Below are 15,719 nucleotides of genomic sequence, written 5' to 3' on the forward strand. Positions count from 1 at the left end.
TTTACTCGTCGTTGGCTTCTCCGTCATCAGATTGTTCTGTACAAATTACCTTGCCATCTATGGCATCTACCTTTACCTCGAGGCCATTGTCGAATTCAATTCCGTAAACCACCTGTCCGTTTTCATCTTCCAATTGGGCGTTTATGACGTTTGCATTGGGGTTTTCTGTTTTAGCGATGGAAATAGCCTGATCCTTTGTAATCTTGGCCTTGCTAGCCAGGTACTGACTCTCTTGGGTTTCATTGGCATCCTTTGCCTCTTTTTCATTTACACCATCTTTTACGAAGATCCCAAAATAATTGCCAGATACTGAATTCTGAGACAATGCCTCAAGTCTGTATCCTGCTGCCATCAATTGTTTGACCACCTTTACGCAGTCGTCTCCAGGTACAGCATTTATGGTGCCGTTAAATGACCTGAACGAGGTAACGGTGTAATCAGGGCCTGAAGTGCATTCCATGAATACAGAATCCTGGGAATCCCCTTGACTTGCTGTCCCAAAGGGATTTCCTGCCATGGCACCCCCGGCTAACAGGAGAAATGCCGTTAAAAAAATAAATGTTCTCTTCATCCTTAAGTCCTCCTTTTGGTGCTGTAAACACCGGGTCTCGATGCCTCGTATCGATTGGGGAGAATATGAGATGAAGATTATCTCAAGATTACAAAAAGATTATATTTTGGTAATCACCTAAAGACGAAATAATAAAATAGCTTACTTTAAGCACACAAAATAGATAATACCAAAATGCTTTAGAGACCAAAACAAATTCCTGAATAGAGAAGTCGATTTCAGGATTCAACTGGAAGCACTATAGTAAATTTCGTTCCCTTGCCTGGAGCGCTCTCCACCTGTATATCGCCTCCATGCGCCCTGATTATACTCAGGGAAAGACTCAGACCAAGGCCGCTACCTGGAGTAGAACGGCTCTTATCACCACGATAAAAGCGCTCGAAGATGTATGGAAGATCTTTTTCGTCTATACCGATGCCTGAATCGCCAATTTCTACCAGTACCATCCCATGTTCTTCCCTCTTTAAAGACACCTCGATCCTGCCATTTTCAAGGGAATATTTTATGGCATTGTCCAAAAGGTTTGCAAAGGCACGCTGAAGCCGGTGTCTTTCTCCCTTTATTATGACCTCTCCTTTGGGAAGGGATACCTCAATAGAAAGATCTTTCTCTTCTGCAAGGGGCATAAAGAGGTCAATTGCCTCTTCAATGATCTTTTTTAGGTCAACAGGCTCGAGGGCCATCTCGTTGATGCCTGAATCCGTCTTTGCTATCTCGAGCATGGTGTTGAGCATCGCGATGAGTTGGTCACTTTCCCTTATCACAGATGCTGCTAGCTCCTGATACTCACTCACATCTTTGCCTTTTATCAGGGTTGTCTCTGCCAACCCACGGATACGAGTAAGTGGTGTGCGGAGTTCATGGGCTATGTTGTCAGTAACGTGTTTCAATTCTTTTACAAGGGACTCTATCCTACCGAGCATATCATTAAATGCGATGACCAGGGCCCTTATCTCCTCTCCCTCTCCGCCATAGGGCACCCTTATTCTGAGATCTCCCTTTCCAATCCTTGAGGCTATTGTGGTCACTCTACTCACTCCACTCATGGCCTTTCTAGCCATGAACCATCCTATGAGACCTCCTGAGGTGATCATCACAAAAATTGCGGCTCCAAAGGTCTCCCTGTACCTTTCCATCATGAGTTCATTATTTTTTAATGATCTGCCTACCTCCATCACATAGCCATCTTCCATCTCTTTGGCTACGAGTCTAATCTTATGACTTAAACCATGGGGTGAAATGGTCCTTAGGACTGGCCTATCACTATCCGAATTCATAAGGTCAGGTTTTAGTGGCTCAAGGTACCTACATGCCCCAGCACCTGAGGATGCCACTACCTTCCCGTCTGGAGTCCTCAGACACAAAAAGACATTGTGTGCCCCCTCTGATTCTGCCTCTCGCAGAAATTCCGATCTGAGGGCATCTATACCACCTGTTTTGTAGAGAGACTCAAACTCCTTAATGGAGTTGAGAAGCTCATTTTCTATCTGCCAATGGAGGTACGAAACCAGGTAAAAATAAACCACCAAAAACACCACAAATGTTAGCAGGCCAAATATCATGGAGTACCATAGGGTGAGTCGAAAGGTGACTGTTTTCGAAAGATTAGTCACGTTCTTCCAACACATATCCCACACCACGGATGGTATGTATGAGATCTTTTTGGAAGGGGCGATCCACCTTGTCTCTGAGCTTGCAGATACGCGCCTCTACCACGTTTGTTTGGGGGTCGAAGTTATAGTCCCACACATGCTCCATGATCATGGTCTTCGATACCACCCTTCCGGCATTTCGCATAAGATATTCCAGAAGGGCGAATTCCTTGGGCTGTAGGTCAATATCAACCCCATCTCGAAAGACCCGTCTCCGCACAAGGTCCATCTTGAGACCTCCGACCTGAAGGACCGTAGGATCCTTGGCCCTAGTGGCCCTGCGTATAAGGGCATGAATCCTGGCAACGAGTTCGGAAAAGGCAAAGGGTTTCACCAGATAATCATCTCCCCCTGTCTGAAGCCCCTTTACGCGGTCATCCACTGAACCCTTTGCACTGAGTACGATAACAGGGGTCTCCACCCCACTTTTCCGCATACTGTCAATCAGGGAAAGGCCATCCATCCCAGGTAGCATGATGTCTATTACCGCGGCATCGTATGGCTCTGAAAGTGCGAGATCCAATCCAGTTTTACCGTCCAAAGCGTGATCAATGGCAAATCCCTCTTGCTTGAGCCCCTTTATGATAAAAGAGGCTGTCTGTTGATCATCTTCAACCAAAAGGATTCTCACGGAGACTCCCCCCTCAATACTATTTGCTCTTAAGTGGAATCCATACAGAAAATGTGCTTCCTGAATTCAAATAGCTTTCCACGTGGATCTGCCCTCCATGGGCCTCTATAAAGGCCTTGGCAAGGGCAAGGCCAATGCCCCGTCCTTGACTGGAACGAGAGGAATCGAGTCGGAAAAAGCGCTCGAATATCCGGGGGATCTTGTCTTGCGGGATTCCGGGACCAGTGTCCGAGACAGATATCTTAACGAATTGATCATCTCTATCCAACCAAATGGCCACAGTGCCGCCTGGAGGGGTAAATTTGAAGGCGTTATCCACTATATTCAACAGTGCCTGGAACAACTTTGCCCTATCCACCCTGATTATTACATCCCTTTCAGGATAGGCGACATTGAACCTGATACTCTTTGCCTTGGCAATACCAGAAAAGAGCCCCTCCAACTCCCTTAACAGCTCATATATTGAAATTTCTGAACGTTTGAGATCCAAGAGCCCTGTACGGGCCTCAGATATATCCATTATGGCATTTAAGACTGACAAAAACCTATCGCTTTCATTCATAATCTCCACGAGCACCTCCTGGATTGAATCCACGTCGTTGCTCGCAAGGCTCGTCTCTGCCATGGCCCTGATACGGGCCAAAGGCGTCTTAAAATCGTGGGCAGTATTGTCTAGCATGTCCGATAGTTCTCTTACAAAGGCCTCGAGCCTTTCTAACATGGAGTTGAATGTGGCGGCCAGCCTGTCTAATTCGTCTCCAGTGCCTTTCAATGGGACCCTCTGACTGAGGTCGTTACTATTTGCAATCTTTCTCGCCACATAGTCTATTTCCTGAATCTTAGACAGCGTGCGCCGAGCCATTATCCAACCGGTCAAGATGGAAAAAAACATGGTAAAGACCCCGCCCAGCCAAAACGCCCTTCTGAGCTCAGAGAGAATGAGTTCATTCCATTTAAGGGGTACCGCCACTTCAACCCAGTATTGCCCTATTGGAAATGTCATGACCCGGGCCTCTAGCTCTGGTCTTGCTGGTATACGAATTGTCTTAAATAGGACCTCATCACCGGTATGGGATGGTGGCAGATTAGTTTTCCAATTTCCCCACTGTTCAAGGTCTGTGGTGTGGATAATCCTTCCCTTTGCGTCTATGATCCTAAAACATTTATTTTCTGGACCATCATCACTCGACTCTCTGTCAACAAATCTCTTGAGGCCATCTAGACCCCACTGTTCATAGTTCTCGCTCATATCTGAAATGTCTTCCATGAGGTCCTGGTCCATCATTTTCAACAGTTCATTTTGAACGATATAATAGACAATCGAAAAGACCAGAATGAAGGCTACTGTGAAGAGACCTGCATAAAGTGTGGTCAGTCTAAAGGTGAGGGTCTTTGGTAGGTTAATCTTCATCTGTCATCATGTATCCTGCCCCACGAATCGTGCGAATCAGGCCATTTTTCCTTGGGATACCCAGTTTTTCACGCAATTTGCAAATGTGAACATCTACTACATTGGATTCAGGATCAAAACTGTATCCCCAGATCCGCTCCAGTATCTGAATACGCGTCAATACCCTCCCCTTATTCCTTGCAAGATATTCAAGTAGCGCAAATTCCTTAGGCAAAAGCTCTATCTCTTGGCCATTCATGTAGACCTTCCTGGCCAAAAGGTCGATCTCAAGAGGCCCTATCTTGAATGAAATGTCCTCCCTCATATTGCCCGCACGTCTGAGCAGGGCCTTTACCCGTGCAAGGAGTTCTGAGAAGGAAAAGGGTTTCGTAAGATAATCGTCACTGCCGATCTCTAGGCCTTTGACCTTGTCTTCAATGGACCTTTTTGCGCTCAACACCAATATGGGTAGATTGGGCTTGGCCCTTCTAAGTCGCTCTATGAGAGTATATCCGTCTAAAATAGGTAGCATTATGTCTACAATGACAAGGTCCACGTCCATATCTTGCGCCATACGGAGACCAGTGGCCCCATCCATGGCTGACTCTACTGAAAATCCCGCCTGAATGAGGCCTTTTTCAATAAACTGTACGAGTTGCTTATCATCTTCTACAAGTAGTATCTTCATTGGACATACCTTTAAGCGACGAAGCTTTTGGAGATCCTCCCAAACCTTTTCTATTCATTTGCCCCCACCGATCTTTCACCTTCTTGGAGGTTCAAACACCTTGTTTCAGCCATTAATAGCAAATTGTGCATCCAATTGGCGTACACTGCGCACTGCCTCTGCCGCGTCAGACCACACTGTATCTATGGTCTAGCCATCCAAATTCAGGAAGTCCATTTTAAAACACTCTCAGAGGCAACACTAGAGTCACAAAACGCCTTATTATTTTAGACCTCTCCCCATTTTATTAAACAGAAAAACTTAGTACATTTTTCTCTACCTCGTAAGCATTAATTCCTGATGAAAACTTTATTAAGAATTCTTAATAAACTAGATTTCAGACTGAAGAGTCACCAACAGGTAGGTGCCTTTGTTTAACAAAAGCAGCAAAAGGCTCACTATGGCATCAAGACATTTTGGAATGCTTTTTAGGCCAATCTAGCCCTTCGGAAAACTAAGCATGAAACCTGAGACTCCTAAATATATGGCCTTCTGAGGGGCCACCTCTAAGTCCAAATTCCGGGGACGCGGCCATACATTGCCAAATTGCGAATAGGATTGCCCCAGCCCCCAGCAGCTTCACAGGAATTTCCATGCCTGGCATCACGTCGCAGTAAAAAAATCCCAGATAAAAACCAGCCGAAGCCATCAACCCCATGGTCAAAAGGCGCAGTCTGGCGCGCCTGTGAGCAGAAAGCCGACCTAACCATCTGTACAATCGCTCATGGCAGCGCGCAGCCACCAAAGCGGCCAACGCTCCCAACAACGCCCCAGCGTAGACGTCCCGCGGAAAGTGAACTCCGACATAAATGCGGGAATAGCCCACCAACAGGCTGAGTACAAGGGCGATCAGCCCCAACCGCCGCTCCTTGGACAGCGAAAACAGCACCACACCCACTGACACTGCAGAGGCAGTATGCCCAGAAGGAAAGGAATAGTGTTTCAGTACAGGCCCAACCACGTGGATGAGCTCAGGCCTGAACAGCATTGGTGGACGCGGTGCTGCAACAATCCGTTTCAAGATTAGAGCAACTATCCCGGAAGTTGCATAGGCCTCAGCGCAGGCAATAGCCAGATCCCCTCTTCGGGGAAAGAGGAAAAAAACCAAGACCATTAGAACAAGCCCGTCCCCCAATGAGGTTATAAAGAGCATGATGTGATCGAGCCAGGGGACGTGTGTGCCATTGATGAGAAAAAACAACGCATCATTATTGGCATAGATCAGCTCCCCAACTGCCAATATGGCCAGCACCGCAATGAACCATCGGATCCTTCCAATCACTGCCCACCAGCTCCGGCTTCGGCCTACCGCTGCTCCTGAAAAGTGTCCGCAGTCGCCAATAAGACCAAACAATCTCTTCATGTTTTCATCCTCATTGAATTGATTTCGAGCAGTAAGCACCAGGTTCTGATGCCTCGAATCAATTGAGTAAATAGGGGATAAAGATTATCAGAGGATTAAAGGAAAATTATATTTTGGTAATCTCTCCAAAGAGAAAAATCGACCCTAAAGATCTCAATTAAGTCCTACCTAAATCCTAAATATAGGAGGCAACAGCGCGCCAGAGAGCGGCATAGCTATTCAAAGAAGGGGTTCCAGCAATGAAGTTGTACTAACCTTCTTTTGAATACACCTTGAAAAGCCCATATCTATGAAAGCGCTTTAGTAGTTTTGCTTCAAGACCTAGGTGTTTTATCAACTCAAGTCTGCTCTTCTTCTTGACATCCAGTACAAAGATTTCACTCTTTCCCTCTTTAATCTCTCGGATCTCTTCATCCCATTGCGAGTCTGTTGGATGCGAAGAAGGCCCTGATAGATTGGTAGGGAGATATTCAACTGGCTTTCCGCTATAAAACGCCAGGCCGTCGAGAAATGGCCCACCTATTGCGTCGATTTCATTCGAATCGTTGATATGTGAGGAAAATGCCCTGTACATGGCCCTTGCATCCTGAGGAGCCGGGATTACTGCAGCAATTCCCTTTAAGGTCAGGAAAAACACCAGGGTAACCAAGACCTTTTTGGTGAACACAAACCCAGGGGGCTCCTCTTTAAACAGGAGTCTTGCAGTGGCGATGGCCATTGGGGGGAATACAGGCAAAATGTAAAGCGGAAGTCTGGACTTGGCCACACAGAATATGAGGAGTGGCACTGCCCACCACAAAAATATGAATAGCCACTCAGGGTCCCTTGAGATAGCTATCTTTGCCTGATTGAGGGCATCTCTGAGTGTCCTGTGCTCTAGATGTCGTCTTACAATTCCAATCCAGCCAAAGGCCCATGGCAGACAACCAAACAAGACCATAGGAAGATATATATAAAATGGGGCATACCAGGCACTATTCCTGTGGAACATGTCGTAAAACAGCCTTCCAGTAACCTGTTCCTTTATTATCAAATCCATTGCCCAAGGATACTGTTTCCAGACTATCACATACCAGGAGAGCCCAGTGACCAGGAATATGAAGATTACGGCAAAACCTGCAGGGAATACCCTAAAGAGCCTCCTCTTAAAGATCCAAAAGAGCCCCAAGGCTGCTGCCACAGGAAAGATTGCAGGGCCCTTTGTCAAGAAACCAAGCCCCCAGAAAAGTGACATGATAGCGAACCACATACGAGCCCTGGCCTTTGTCTCTGCCTGATACCCCTTGAGAAAGGCCCATATAGCAGCCACCTCCCACATTACCAATATGGTATCAGTAGTCACAATATTGGAGGCAGCAAAAGGCACAATGGATGTGAGATATATCACAGACGCCCAGGGGCCGTACCTTTCTCCAAAAAGTCCTGCTCCAATAAGCCCCACCAGCAATACAGTCACAGAAAACGCCACTGCATTGGGAATCCTTGCCCCCCATTCATTTATGCCAAAGGTGTTCAAGCTTACACCAATAGCCCAATATGTAAGGGGAGGCTTTGTAAGATGGGGTTTGAAATCCCTTAACGGGATCAGCCATGAGCCTGTAATGAGCATCTCTCTTGCGCATTCAGAGTACCTGGTCTCATCACGGTCGTATAGTCCACGTGAGCCCTGAAAACATATGGATACCAGTAGGGCAACTATAAAGACCGCTGTGTATGTTCGAGTTAATGATAACGTTTCCAATGTTCTCCTCAATTTTTTTCACCAAAATACAATTTGGGCGAAAAAAGGTAAAGAGCCTGTTTATACTTTATAATTCACTTCTAATTAAACATTTATTAAATTTTCTTAATCTTTTTTTCATCAAAGATTAATTTTTAGGCCTTATAAATCCCCTCCAAAACTGTTTTAGAGCAAACCAGAAATGAGAGCACAGAGCCCATCACAATCCAAACCCAAAAATCAGGTTTCTTATAACCGAGGGGAAAATATATGTGCGGCATAGGTGGCGTCTTATGGAAGAGCCAGCCAGCCACTAAAAAGGACCTTGAAACCATAGGGTCATTGATAAAGCATAGGGGCCCTGATGAACACGGCATCTTTTTAAGAGACAATCTCGGCCTTATTCATTCGAGGCTCTCCATTATTGACCTCAAAGGCGGCAGACAACCCCTTTGCGCAGACAATCCCAACATCGTACTCATTGCAAACGGCGAGATATATAACTTCAAGGAAATTAGAGAGCAGCTCAACCTAAGGGGTCGAGATACGTGCACACTATCTGATTGTGAGGTCATAATTCACGCATATCTGGAATTTGGATTGGACTTCATCCAAAAGATAGCCGGGATGTTCGCCTTTGCCCTATGGGATGGCGAAAAAAGGCGCCTTTTACTTGGAAGGGACAGACTTGGCATAAAACCTCTATATTATTTGGAGAGAGACGATGGTCTTTTCTTTGCCTCAGAGATAAAGGCCCTCGTGCCCTTTATGAAGGCCAAAGAGATTCACCCGCCTTCTCTGGTAGAGGGGCTTCAAAACCAGTTTTCTTCAGGTAGAAACACCATTTTGTCCGGTGTTAAAAGAGTACTACCTGGAGAGATGTTGATCGTAGAACAGGGCCAGGTGAGATCCATGAGATACTGGGATCTCACCCGCACAAGCCCCATAAAAATTGACTACAATGGGGCTGAGGAGATGTTTTCATCTCTGTTTGAAACTGTAATGGTCCAGCACATGAGGGCAGACGTCCCCTATGGGGTATTCCTGTCTGGGGGCGTGGATTCAGCCACTGTTCTCGCCATGATATCGAGGCTTCAGACCAACAAAATCCTCTCTTTCTCGGTTGGCTACAAGGGCGTAGAGATGAAAGATGAGTTGGATGACGCACAGCGGATTGCACGTCTCTTTAACACTGAACACGTCCCTATCGTGCTCGAGGCCAATGAGATGTTTTCGAGAATACCCCATATGGTGTGGTCCACTGATGAATTTATGTGGGACTATGCCTGCCTTCCAACTTCGTTTCTAGCGGAACATGCGAGAAACCACTCTCTAAAGGTGGTATTTACTGGTGAAGGTGGAGACGAGGTATTTGCCGGATACGGAAGATACAGAAAGACGTTTGTGGAATGTCTGGTCAAGAAAATGGCCAATCCCAAATCAGGCGGTTTCAGGACCCGTGGTCGATGGAGGAATCCATGGCCAAGAAAGGTATTTGGTGATAAACTGGCCCAATTCTCCAAATCCTACAAAACGCCATTCATAAATGCCTGGTCATGCACCCCTCCAGCATGGGACTATACAAAAAAGGCCCAATATACAGATATTGTTACCGAACTCCCAGAGGATCTCCTTGTGAAGGTCGACAGGATGCTCATGGCATTTGGGGTGGAAGGGCGTGTCCCCTTTCTCGACCATCGCGTAGTGGAATTTGGCCTTTCCCTTCCAAGATCCCTCAAGATAAGGCCACACTACGGAAAGGTCTTTTTGAGGAGATGGGCTGAAAAAGACATTCCCATGGATCATCTCTGGAAAAAGAAGCGAGGATTTCACGTGCCCATTGGCGAATGGTTAACAGGAGACTTTTTGAACAGACTGGAAGAAAAGCTTTTGCAAAACAAGGCCATTGGCAACTGGTTCCAACGAGATGGCATTCGAGAGCTCTTTTCAGCACAACGGGCCAAGAAAAAGGCATCCAGAGAGATTTGGGGCCTCATGCACTTTGCCATCTGGCACAATCTCTTCATAGAAAAATCCTGTTCAGTGGCCCCTTCTACCAAAGAAGATCCCCTAGAATTCATCTCATAAGAGGATGATGTCCAAGGGCCAGCGCTACCGAGGAAGAATTGCCTGTTTCTTTGCGACCTCCGGCCATAGCGGTGTGGATCGTATTGCCCAGAATCTGCTCCCTTCACTGGTGGAAGAGGGCTATGAGGTGGATCTCCTAAAGGTGCGCAATCACGGCCCTGAGCTCTCGAAACCAGTTCCAGACGGGCTCAATATCATAGATCTGGGGACATCCCACGTATATTCGTCTCTATATCCTGTGGTCAGATACCTAAAGGACAGGAGGCCCGACGTCCTCTTATCAGACAAAGACCGCGTGAACAGGGTGGCAATATTTGCCAAAATCCTCTCAAGGGTCCAGACAAGGCTCATTTTGAGTTCAGGCACCACCATTTCAATTGACCTTGCCCACAGGGGACCTTTTGAACGCTGGCTCCAGCGCACATCCATGGCCAGGCTCTATGGCCTGGCCCACAGGGTCATTGTGACGTGCGAGGGTGTAAAAGAAGACATGGCCAGCTACACAGGCCTCAAAAGAGATCACATAGAGGTGGTCCCCCCTCCTGTGATACCCTCTTCTGTTTTTAAAGAGGCGCAGCCCATCCCAGATCATCCATGGTTCCAAAGACCTAATGGAAGAATAGTCCTTGGGGTTGGGGAACTGGGCTATAGAAAGGACTTCAACACCCTCCTCAAGGCCTTTTCCATCTTGAGAGGCAAAGAAAGGGATCTAAGACTCATAATACTTGGCCGTGGAAAAGACAGGGACAATCTTATAGGGCTGGCCCAAAAGCTCGGAGTTGGGAACAAGGTGTCTTTCCCTGGATTCGTAAAAAACCCCTATCCTTTCAAGGCACACAGTTCACTATTTGCCTTTACCTCGCGCTGGGAGGGCCTGGGATTTGTACTCATTGAGGCATTGTCCCTGGGCACCCCGTGTGTGTCCACAGACTGTCCCAACGGCCCATCAGAGATACTTCAGCACGGCAGATATGGCGAACTAGTGCCTGTTGGAGATGCAGGGGCTCTGGCAGAGGCAATGGAAAGGACGCTTTCGTCTCCGCTTTCGCCTGAAAAATTGAAAGAAGCTGCCTGGCCTTATGAAGTCAGACGATCCACTAGGGCGTACCTGAAGGCCATGGGCTTTGATTAGGATAGCCCCATTTTACTTTCACCATGAGACAGGCCCAATACAATGGAGGAAATTATGAGGAGGAGATTTCTATAGGGCACATGTACGATCCTGAACTCTATGAGGCTAAATAAGAACATTAATGAGATTGAGGAAAGGAGGAACAAAAATACGTCTGATGACACAGCCCCATTTATCCTTGCCCGTACCAGTCCATAAACAAGTGAGAGGAAAATGGCCCCTAGAATGCACGTGCCAATCAATCCAAGCCGTACCAGGGACTCTATGGGGTCACTGTGAAGATGAGTGGCATAAATTGGCAGTTTTTCCCGTTCCTCATCAGAGGAAAAACGCGCTTTGGTTTCAAAAAAGGGAGAAGACAAGGCATTGGTGCCTGGCCCCCAGCCCAGGACAGGGGAAAGCAGCCAGGTGCGCACTCCAAAACACCACACATGGGCCCTTATCCCTATAGAGGTCTCATATGGTAGGGAGTCTACGTCGAGACGTAAAATTTTGTAGGCATCGTCTCTTTCCTGTAACAACCGCTTTTGTATTGTGCCAGCCTCGTACCAGGCTACTAGGGCCATGAAGGAGACAATGATGATGCCTGCCACACACCTCATGTCCCGAAACACACGCCCAGCGCGGGCCATATTGATACCAGAGCCCAACGCCATGGACACCAAGATGACCATAAGAAACAACCACACCCCCCTTGATTGGGTGGTAATCAGGACCTGCACCATGAAAACAAACGAAAACAGACAGGCAAGAATGAGAAAAACGCCAATCAATAGCCCGTATCGTTTGATGCCTTGTTTGAACGTGCTGACCAGTCTGCCAAAAAGAGTGATAAATGCAAGGATGAACACCCCTGAAAGCAACGATATTGTAAGGCAGGGAAAGCCAAAACAGTATCTTTGCCCCTTCAACCACGAAGGAAAAAGCCCCCAGTCAGACCTAAGTATTATGGAGCAAATAAGCCCCAAGAATGCCACGGCCATGAGCCTTAGGCACCTTTCCTCATTTGCCCTGATCCAAAAGGCGCATGGAAGCATGAAGGCAATGGATGACCATCTAAAGGCATATTTCCACTGTAGGCCCCACGTCGTGGGAAAGAGCAGTGTGCCCCTATATGCCATGATGGCCACATACCCTATGAATGCGCAAATAAACGGGAAAATAATCGTTGACCTAAGCCACGGCCAAAAATCTTTCACCCTCACAAAGGCCAAAATGAGCAATGTGACCAGTGCGATCTCTGAAAGGGTCGTGCTCAGCCAGGCGCTTAAACAAAAGAGATACAAGGCCCCTAGGCCCAGATTTTCTAGGAGAGATGGGGACGAACTCAACCTCATGAACGCTTTGATAACACCTGTTTCAACAAGAGGCAACGAAAACTCTCTATTATGAAAATGCACATGAGTGGCCAAACAGAAAGAAAATATCCTGGATTTTACCAGTATGAATACCTTTTCACTGTGCTCGTCATCACCTTCAACAGGGCGAGCTTACTCAAGAGAGCATTGGAAAGCATTACCAGGCAGGGGACCACAGACATCGAGGTCATTGTGGTTGACGACGGTTCCACCGACGACACAAAGGAGGTCGTAAAACGCTTCAAGGCCCGAACAGGCCTAAATTTGAGATACATGTGGCATGACAACTGCGGTAAACCTGCCTCGTACAATAGAGCATTAACTAAAATCAGTGGCTATTTTACCATTATATTGGACTCTGACGACGTGCTTTCAGACCATATACTGCCGCGTCTGGATTATTGGTGGAATACAATTCCCGAGGAAAAGCGCCCTTTCTTTGCAGGGGTAGAGGGGCTCTGTGCAGATCTCAACACAAAAAAGGTCATGGGCGACCCGTTCCCGTGGTCCCCAATGGATTCTGACTTTTTGGAGACACGTTATAGGTACGGAATATCAGGGGACAAACGACACATCATGAGAACGGATGTAATGAGGGAATTTCCTTTTCCCCTGTTCAATGGAGAAAAGGAGATGCGCGAATCTGTAATATGGTGCCGAATGGCCCACAAGTACAAATTCCGCTACGTAAATGAAATTGTCCAGTATTGCGAGCAACTTCCTGGAGGACTGACCTCAAGGGCAAGGGAAAGGAGACTTTCTAGCCCCAATAATTTTAGACTGGCCTTTTTAGAGCTCCTTAACCTTCATAACACTTATCTCACCCCCAAAGACCAGTATAGGGCCATGGTGCGCTACATTCGCCATTCCACATGTGCGAGGATCTCTTGTATCAAACAGCTTGCTGACCTGGTGCCTGCTAAGAGGCCCATGTGGTTCATGGCATTTCCAGAGGGCTTCATTGGTGCATTGAAAGACCGCCTGCTAGTGAAACGCAAATTCGAGAGGGAAAGGACATAGTTCAATGAATAAAAATACTCAGAATATCCTGGTTGCATGGAAGAAGATCTGGCGACTTATTAGGCCGTATATTTCCATTGTCATACTCTCCATAATACTGAGCCTAGTCGCCTCTGGGCTCAAGGGTATCATTGCCTGGCTCGTCAAGCCAGCAATGGATCGCGTTTTCATAGAAGGCCAGAGGCAGTATCTCCTGGCACTTCCCATTGGTATGTTCGTGGTATTTGTCTTGAGGGGTGTTGCCGACTGCGCTCAGGCCTATCTAATGGCAAACGCCGGCTTGAGACTCGTAAGGGACCTTAGAAACAAACTATTCATCAACATGGTGAGAATGCCAGTTTCAAGGTCCACGCAATGGAGATCAGGAGACATCATCTCACGTCAGCTAATGGATGTAGCCCTTTTCGGACACGTCCTTTCAGATAGTTTTAGCGTGTTCTTGGTGGAGGTCCCCACAGTTATAGTGCTTATGGGCGTAGCCTTCTATAGGGGGCGCTCCATTGCTCTGTTGGCCCTCACTCTTTTGCCTTTGGTAGCCCTTGGGACCAGGAGTTTTGGTCGTCTGGTCAAAAAAAGACGTATTGAAGTGCAAAAATTCATGGGGCGTCTAACCCACCGCATGAACGAGGCCCACAATGGGCTCAAGGTCATAAAGATCTTTGGCATGACAGACGATAAAATAGGGCAATTTATGACGGAAAACCAACGGGTCTATCACCAGGATTCCAGGGTAGTCCTGTTTAAACAGGGGACACGCCTATTCATAGACCTCATCTCCGGTTCTGCTGTTGCCATAATCCTTGGGTGGGGAGGCGTATTGATTGCAAGGGGAGCAATGACCACTGGTGATCTCTTTTCCATCATCGTATCCCTTGGCATGCTGTTCACCCCTCTTAAACGCCTTGGTTCTGCCTACAACATACTCCAAGAGAGCGTAGGAGTCCTAGAACGAATAGAGGAATACCTGAACGTCCAACCTGAATTGATCCAAGGCAAAGAGGCATGGCCACTGAAAAAGGCCCTCAGACTGGAGGGTGTTACGTTTTCATATCCAAATTCACCAGAACCAATCCTAAAGGACATAAACCTCAAGATACCTGCTGGGAAAATGGTGGCAATAGTAGGGCCGAGCGGTGCTGGAAAGAGCACCCTGGTGGATCTGTTCGTCCGATTCATTACCCCCGATCGAGGGAAAATCCTATGGGACGATACAGACATCCAATCTTTCAACATAGAGAGCCTGAGGGCGCAAATAGGACTGGTCACCCAAGAGGTCATCCTCTTTTCCGATTCCATCCTGGAAAATATTGCAGCAGGCCGCCCCTCAGCCTCTTTTGAAGAGGTGGTTGAAGCTGCAAAGATGGCCGATGCCCATGACTTTATCTCAGCGCTGCCAGATGGTTATTACACAGTCCTCGACGAACGGGGGCTCAATCTCTCTGGAGGCCAGAGGCAGCGTATTGCGCTGGCAAGGGCGATCCTGAAGGACCCTTCCCTCCTCATCTTGGATGAGGCCACGAGCGCCCTCGATACCGTATCTGAGCAGGCGATTCAGCGGGCACTCCAGAAAATAAAAAAGGGGCGCACTACCGTTGTCATTGCCCACAGGCTGAGCACAATAGTAAATGCAGACCTCATAGTAATAATGGATAGAGGGAAAATCGTTGCCCTAGGAGACCACGAGGGATTATTGGACTCTTCAGCACTTTACAGGGAACTTTTCAATGCCTGGCAGAAAAATGATACTTCAGGATAACCCCTGTCCAAAAGCCCCCCTTCTTCCAGCTTACCTTAGTTCACAAAGGGACACCCACTTTTTATATACCCTGCTCCCGGCCATCGTCCTTATGTCGACAACAACCTGCCTGTCTTTATTAGAATCCAGATTGAACTAGTTGAGATCCAGATATTTCCGTCTTGTGAAGATAGTTTTGCCAGGCGGCCTGGCTCATGTTTTGACAACTATCCTGCGGGGTTAGGAAATAGGCAAAAAATTAAGGAATTCGCTATATCTGAGGGCTTTTCAATTTATGAGTAAAAAAATACCCGTAACCTTTGACATATGTT

13 protein-coding genes are annotated in these 15,719 nt (G+C 47.2%); 5 read left to right on the top strand and 8 right to left on the bottom strand.

Features of this window, described 5'->3' with window-relative positions:
- Window position 1: 1 nt before the first annotated feature.
- The 7 genes from DBT_RS04390 to DBT_RS04420 all read right to left on the bottom strand — a co-directional run bounded on the left by DBT_RS04390 (window position 2) and on the right by DBT_RS04420 (window position 8,075).
- Window positions 2-571 (bottom strand): PepSY domain-containing protein, encoded by a 570-nt coding sequence (locus DBT_RS04390; RefSeq protein ID WP_067616869.1) that lies wholly within the window; start codon window positions 569-571, stop codon window positions 2-4.
- A 218-nt stretch (window positions 572-789) separates the two neighbouring features.
- Complete coding sequence (locus DBT_RS04395; protein ID WP_083186622.1) at window positions 790-2,199, bottom strand: ATP-binding protein; 1,410 nt, start codon at window positions 2,197-2,199, stop codon at window positions 790-792.
- The gene (locus DBT_RS04400; protein WP_067616873.1) at window positions 2,177-2,854 is read right to left on the bottom strand and encodes a winged helix-turn-helix domain-containing protein; all 678 of its coding nucleotides are present in this window, start codon (window positions 2,852-2,854) and stop codon (window positions 2,177-2,179) included. The genes DBT_RS04395 and DBT_RS04400 overlap by 23 nt, the downstream gene beginning before the upstream one ends.
- A 19-nt stretch (window positions 2,855-2,873) precedes the next feature.
- A complete protein-coding gene (locus DBT_RS04405; protein ID WP_067616875.1) occupies window positions 2,874-4,265 on the bottom strand; it encodes a sensor histidine kinase in 1,392 nt (463 codons plus the stop codon).
- Window positions 4,255-4,932: a response regulator transcription factor gene (locus DBT_RS04410; RefSeq protein WP_067616877.1), complete on the bottom strand. Its 678-nt coding sequence runs from the start codon at window positions 4,930-4,932 to the stop codon at window positions 4,255-4,257. The genes DBT_RS04405 and DBT_RS04410 overlap by 11 nt, the downstream gene beginning before the upstream one ends.
- Before the next feature lie 493 nt (window positions 4,933-5,425).
- A complete protein-coding gene (locus DBT_RS04415; protein ID WP_067616879.1) occupies window positions 5,426-6,334 on the bottom strand; it encodes a phosphatase PAP2 family protein in 909 nt (302 codons plus the stop codon).
- Between the two features lie 250 nt (window positions 6,335-6,584).
- Window positions 6,585-8,075: an ArnT family glycosyltransferase gene (locus DBT_RS04420; RefSeq protein WP_161939902.1), complete on the bottom strand. Its 1,491-nt coding sequence runs from the start codon at window positions 8,073-8,075 to the stop codon at window positions 6,585-6,587.
- Between the two features lie 249 nt (window positions 8,076-8,324).
- Here DBT_RS04420 and asnB point away from each other — a divergent pair, with 249 nt between their 5' ends.
- The gene (gene asnB / locus DBT_RS04425) at window positions 8,325-10,142 is read left to right on the top strand and encodes an asparagine synthase (glutamine-hydrolyzing) (RefSeq protein WP_067616886.1); all 1,818 of its coding nucleotides are present in this window, start codon (window positions 8,325-8,327) and stop codon (window positions 10,140-10,142) included.
- 4 nt (window positions 10,143-10,146) lie between these two features.
- On the top strand, window positions 10,147-11,274 hold the full coding sequence (locus tag DBT_RS04430) for a glycosyltransferase (protein ID WP_244155310.1): 1,128 nt from the start codon (window positions 10,147-10,149) through the stop codon (window positions 11,272-11,274).
- Here DBT_RS04430 and DBT_RS11740 read toward each other — a convergent pair.
- Window positions 11,271-11,999, bottom strand: a complete 729-nt coding sequence (locus DBT_RS11740; protein WP_244155314.1) for an O-antigen ligase family protein — start codon at window positions 11,997-11,999, stop codon at window positions 11,271-11,273. The genes DBT_RS04430 and DBT_RS11740 overlap by 4 nt on opposite strands.
- On the opposite strand from DBT_RS11740, the gene DBT_RS12460 reads away from it, so the two are divergent.
- The 3 genes from DBT_RS12460 to DBT_RS04450 are packed head-to-tail and all read left to right on the top strand — an operon-like array spanning window position 11,929 to window position 15,408.
- Window positions 11,929-12,666 carry a hypothetical protein gene (locus tag DBT_RS12460; RefSeq protein WP_244155316.1) on the top strand — a complete coding sequence of 246 codons (738 nt, stop codon included), beginning with the start codon at window positions 11,929-11,931 and terminating at the stop codon, window positions 12,664-12,666. The two genes, DBT_RS11740 and DBT_RS12460, sit on opposite strands and share 71 nt — an antisense overlap.
- A gap of 8 nt (window positions 12,667-12,674) precedes the next feature.
- Complete coding sequence (locus DBT_RS04445) at window positions 12,675-13,652, top strand: glycosyltransferase family 2 protein (protein WP_161939905.1); 978 nt, start codon at window positions 12,675-12,677, stop codon at window positions 13,650-13,652.
- A gap of 4 nt (window positions 13,653-13,656) precedes the next feature.
- Window positions 13,657-15,408 carry an ABC transporter ATP-binding protein gene (locus DBT_RS04450; RefSeq protein WP_067616903.1) on the top strand — a complete coding sequence of 584 codons (1,752 nt, stop codon included), beginning with the start codon at window positions 13,657-13,659 and terminating at the stop codon, window positions 15,406-15,408.
- Window positions 15,409-15,719: the final 311 nt, after the last annotated feature.

It is taken from the genome of Dissulfuribacter thermophilus (genome assembly GCF_001687335.1).
Taxonomy (GTDB): domain Bacteria; phylum Desulfobacterota; class Dissulfuribacteria; order Dissulfuribacterales; family Dissulfuribacteraceae; genus Dissulfuribacter; species Dissulfuribacter thermophilus.